3 protein-coding genes are annotated in these 5,470 nt (G+C 43.4%); all 3 read left to right on the forward strand.

All coding sequences use genetic code 11. From position 1 onward, the window contains the following. Positions 1-1,329: class I SAM-dependent DNA methyltransferase (locus JX312_RS08585; RefSeq protein ID WP_239653864.1), on the forward strand; the 1,329-nt coding region annotated here is incomplete at its 5' end. Further along, complete coding sequence (locus tag JX312_RS08590; protein ID WP_204457707.1) at positions 1,326-2,732, forward strand: restriction endonuclease subunit S; 1,407 nt, start codon at positions 1,326-1,328, stop codon at positions 2,730-2,732. The genes JX312_RS08585 and JX312_RS08590, both read left to right, overlap by 4 nt. Before the next feature lie 27 nt (positions 2,733-2,759). Beyond that, the coding region (locus tag JX312_RS08595) for a serine/threonine protein kinase (protein ID WP_204457708.1) at positions 2,760-5,470 on the forward strand (2,711 nt) is incomplete at its 3' end.

Raw genomic sequence — 5,470 nt, forward strand, 5'->3', positions numbered from 1 at the left:
GGGTTCAGCTATCGCCGCCAGTTCTGGGTTGGCGTTACCGAACAGAACACCCCCGAAGGTCAGGCTACAGTCGCCAGGCGGATTAAAGACATTTTCGAGAGGCTGAAAAAAGATGACCTTTTCAAGACGGTATTCGACGGTAACGAACAGATTAGCCTTTCCGACCGTGGTGTTTCCTATGTTGCATCGCAGATAGCCAAATACAACTTCCTCGATGCCACCGTCGATGTCAAAGGTACAGCATACGAAACTATCGTAAGCAATACACTAAAGCAAGAAGCCGGTCAGTTCTTTACTCCCCGCAATATCATCAAATGTATGGTTGAGATTATGAATCCCAATCAGAACTGCCGTGTGCTTGATCCGGCTTGTGGTAGTGGAGGCTTCCTTGTAATGGTACTTGATCATGTGCGTCGTCAGATAACCCGTAACATATATTCAGATCGTTCAGAAGCAGAGATTGAGGCTCTCTCAAATACTGATGAAGCAGTCAATAAGATTGTTCGTAAGTATGCTGAGTCGATGATATTCGGATTCGATTTTGATCCGGATCTTAAGAAAGCTGCTAAGATGAATATGGTTATGGCCGGTGACGGACACAGCAACATATTCAACATCAACTCACTTGAATATCCAAATGGTTCATTACCCGATCTCGGGCGTATAAATGAAGCTGTCAAGGCAAGTGTTGAGCATAAAGGCGATTATGCCACATGCGACCAACATGCGGCTAAAGACAGTGCCTTCGGCAAGTTCGATATGATATTTACAAATCCTCCCTTTGGCTCAAAGGTCGAGGTTGCACAGGGCATTGTTGAACACTATGAACTATCAGCGTGGATAAAATCGCCAGAAGGATTGTTTATAGAGCAATGTTATAATTTCCTGAAACCGGGTGGTAAAATGGCTATAGTCTTACCCGATGGTATCCTAAGCAACCCTAATACCGAGAAGGTTCGTGAATGGATACTTTCAAAATTCAAGTTGATTGCTTCCATTGATTTGCCTGTTGAGACATTCTTGCCGCAGGTAGGTGTGCAGGCATCACTACTATTCTTACAGAAGAAGACCGGAATAGAACTCGGTCAAAAGGAAGATTATGAGGTATTCATGGCTATAGCCGAGAAGGTTGGCAAGGACCGCAGAGGCAATCCAATCTACAAAAGAGACGATGATGGAGCTGAAATCCTATATCCGACTCAGAAAGAATGGGCTGCCCGTAACCGTCATGGTGAGCTCGTGACTCGCAGTCGAGTAGAACGAGTGCGTAGGCTTGATGATGACCTGCCGGAAATATCAGNGGAATANAAAAAGATTATGGGACTATGATAGCCGGTAAGATCAAATTGTCAGATGTGGGAGAATGTCGTTCTCGCTTAGATGGTTCATACCATTTAAGTGAGGCTCAGATTGTAAAAAAGAGAATCTTGTCTTCTCCTTATCCTCTTTTGAATTTAGGCAATGTAACCGAAAGAATTTGGCATGCCGGTCGTTGGAAACGGGTATATGTGGATAATCCTAAGACTGGTATAACACTTTTAGGTAGTTCTGCCATGCTTAAAGGAGATTTGTCTCACGAAAAACTCATTTCAAAGAAATATACTGATGATATTCCGGATAAAATCCTGCAAGCAGGATGGATTCTTATATCGTGCTCAGGCACGATAGGCAACTGCGCGTTTACAAACGCGCAACATGCTGGGAAGCTTGCTTCCCAGGATGTTATTCGGCTCAAGCCGAATAACATCCTGGGGGCTGGGCTAATATACGCATATCTCGCTTCTAAGTACGGCTATGTAATGCTAACACAAGGGACTTCGGGGTCGGTTATACAGCATATCGAGCCAGAAAATGTTGAAGTGATTCCTATCCCCAATTTCCCGGACTCATTTAAGTCAGAGATTAATCAACTCATACAAGACTCGTCAAAATTAAGAGATGAAGCTATGTACGAGTTAGAAGTTGCGGACAAACTTCTAAAAGAAAAAGCTGGACTGAGGACTTTAACGCCGGAGGATTATGATTACTTCGGTCAGCATAGTGCAACTCGCAAACCAAGCTGCTTTGCTCGAAAAGTGTCTGAATTTGGCGCAGTTACGTTTAATGCTTTTAATAACTCAGAGCGTATTAAAGCAATTATCTCCTCTATCCCGAAAGGTCATCTAACAATAAAGGATGTAATTGAGGGTGGTGAAACATTTTCCTCCACTGGGGCTCCAAGTATTGAAGTAAAGCCCCATTGTGGCATTATGCTCATCAACCAGAAAGACATCTTTGACACGATTATTACTGGTAAATACATATCGCGCAGAGGTGTTAAAACTGACAATCTTGTTAAATATGGAGAAGTCCTAATTGCAAGTGACGGAACCCTCGGTGAAAATGAAACATTTTGTCGAGCCGTATATGCTAATGAAGATTTGGAAGGAGCTTTTCTGTCAAGCCATTTTATTAGAATGAGAGTTAACGATAAGGTCCCATCTGGATACTTATATTGTTGGCTTAATTCTGATTATGGATTCCGTTTAATACGGAGAACACAGGCCGGAACAAAAATATGTCATCCAATAAATAAACTCTTTCTCAGTATTCCAGTTCCTATTTTGGCTGATAAGGACATGAAAGAGATTGACCGTATGGTGAGAGACGCGCATACTAAACGCCATCATGCCAACGTCAAAGAGTTGAAAGCCATCGCAATGGTGGAGGCTGAGATTGAGAAATGGAATTAGAACAATAGATAACACCAAATCATACCAATGGCAAAACTTTGTACGCCAATACATAGCACAGGACCGGTGAATGCCGGAGAGAAACATCTGTTTGACTATCTCCAAGTCAACCTGCCTGACAGCTATTATATCATACCGAATGGTGAATATCCCTATATCAATCCTAATGGAGGTACTCAATTCATGGAGTGCGACTGCATTGTGGTCGCGCCTCATGCTATATATCTTATTGAGAACAAGGATTATAAAGGCCGTCTTGAAGCATACGACAGTGCATGGTTTCATAACGACCGCGAGATAAAGAATCCCATAAAGGGCGTAACATTCAAAGGTAAAGTCCTGAGCGACTATCTGAAGCGTAAGGACGGAAGATGGAAAGCCGCATGGATTGAGTCTATCGTAACCCTCAGCAACCTCAACCAAAACAAATCAGGCTTTGAGGCCGGGTCTGCAAGTGATAACAAGACATTCCTGCTCAATGAAGAACTTATCAACTTCATCAAGGAGCCGGATAGGTTGCCTCATTATGTACCGGCAGGTGCGATCGCGTCTTACCAGTTCGACATCGTGGACTATCTTATGGGCAGCAGCGTTAGTCGCACACATATCCGTACCAATGTCTGCGGTATGATTATCGACGAAATTCTTGATACCACTGATGATTATATAGAATACCTTTGTCATAAGAAGCTTCCTNTCGATAAAAAGTATAAAGTCCGCGATTATGCTCTGAACAAAGCTGGCATGTCTCCCAGTCAGATTGAAAAGCATGAAAAGCTGGTGCATAATGGCGAGATTACCGAGGATTATTTGCCAGATAACACCGGTGTAANAATTNNGAGTCGGTTTGAATCAGAGGAGAACCATTATTATGTAATCACGCCTTATCAGGATGACCGTTCTTTACGGAGTGAGATGGCTCGCAATACATTCACAGAAATTGATAAAATTCAGATACTGTTGAATGTCGCGGAGGCTTTATCTCTTGCCCATGAAAAGAACGTGATTCACCGAGATGTTCGTCCCGAGAACATTTTTATACAGCCTGACCGCAGAGCTGCTCTTGCGTATTTCGGTCTGGCATACAATGAAGCACATGATGATGCAAGTTTCAATGTCACCGTAGATCTGGAGGATTTCGACCTGAACGCCTACACCTCGGAAGATGTGTTTATCGGTGATTACTCTGCGGCATCCGACGTGTATTCTTTTGGTGTCCTTGCCTATGAGTTGATGACTGGACAGAAATTGCCGTTTGACAACTTTAAGGAGTTGTTGATGAATGGTGGCAAACTTCCGAAGGATGCGCTTCCTTCGGCGGTTAATTCCAACGTCGAGAAATGGGTGGATGATCTTTGCGAAAGGACAATAGTAGTTGATCCCATCGAAAGATGGGCTAACATTGACGAGATACGCCAATTCATTTTTGAAAATGGAATCATCGCCCATACACAACAATCATCAGTACCTGAGGCTAATGGAAATCTTGATGACCTGAAACCGACAGACCGGATTACCAATGATATTGTGCTTGGTGAAATGCTTGGCGAAGGAGGCTTCTCTAAGGTATTCAAAGCAAAGCATCAATATCAGCCCGGTGCCCTGTATGCAGCCAAAATATTCAAAGAAGGTGTAAGCCCACAGGCTACAGTTGATGAGTTCAAGGCGCTCAATGAATTGAGTCATCCCAATATTGTGAGATTCCGTAACAATGGAACTACCAATGGAGGCTTGTTCTTTACTCTCATGGATTTCGTGGATGGAACTGATATTCGCCGCTATGCAAGTGGTGATACATTTCTGCCATTACCCATTGTAAAGGAGTTCTTGAGACAGATGCTTTCCGCACTTGTGTATATTCAGGAGAAGCAACCACCGGTAATACACCGCGACATCAAGCCGGAAAACATAATGTATCGGAAGGACGGTTCTTTCGTGCTCATCGACTTCAATATTGCCACAAACAAGGAAGGTGACCGTCATAAGGTCGGCACATATCGTTATGTAGCCCCTGACCTGACGGTCGGAAGCAAGATGAACTGGGACTTGGGTGCTGACACGTTTGCACTCGGAGTTACGGCTTACGAATTGTTAAGTCATATCTATCCTTGGGGAAGCAGTCAGAACCCTGTTCTTGACAAAACTCCGGTCAATATTCTTGAAAGGAATCACCACATATCCGATAAATTCGCAAAATTCATTATGAAGGCTTGCGAAACACGGAAGGAAAATAGATTCCAGAATGCGAAAGAGATGCAGGAGGCTTTTGAGTCTCTCGATCGCATAGATTCTGCTGTAGAATTTTACAATAAGGATGGAGAGGAGTACAATATCGTTGATTACATCAACTCTCTTTATAGCCAGAGTGAAAGAGGCAATGCAGGAACACGCGCCGGATTCAAGAATGACAACATACTTGATAAACTGACCTACACACAGACACGCCTCGACACCAAACTTCTGGCGGATATTAAACATGGTGATTATAAACTCATAATCATTACCGGAAATGCCGGTGATGGTAAGACTGCGTTTATCCGTCAGGTGGAGAACTCCGGAACTGACCTCAATTATGTTGAATCTCGCAATGGCGCAAGGTTCCGTCTGGGAGGTGTCATGTTTGAGAGCAACTATGATGGTTCTCAGGATGAACATAATCTAAAAAATAACGATGTGTTGGCTAAGTTCTTTGAGCCGTTCATCGGTATTGAGGATTATAGTAGTGCTGTGGAGGGCCG

The organism is Barnesiella sp. CU968, from assembly GCF_905219685.1.
Classification (GTDB): domain Bacteria; phylum Bacteroidota; class Bacteroidia; order Bacteroidales; family Muribaculaceae; genus Lepagella; species Lepagella muris_A.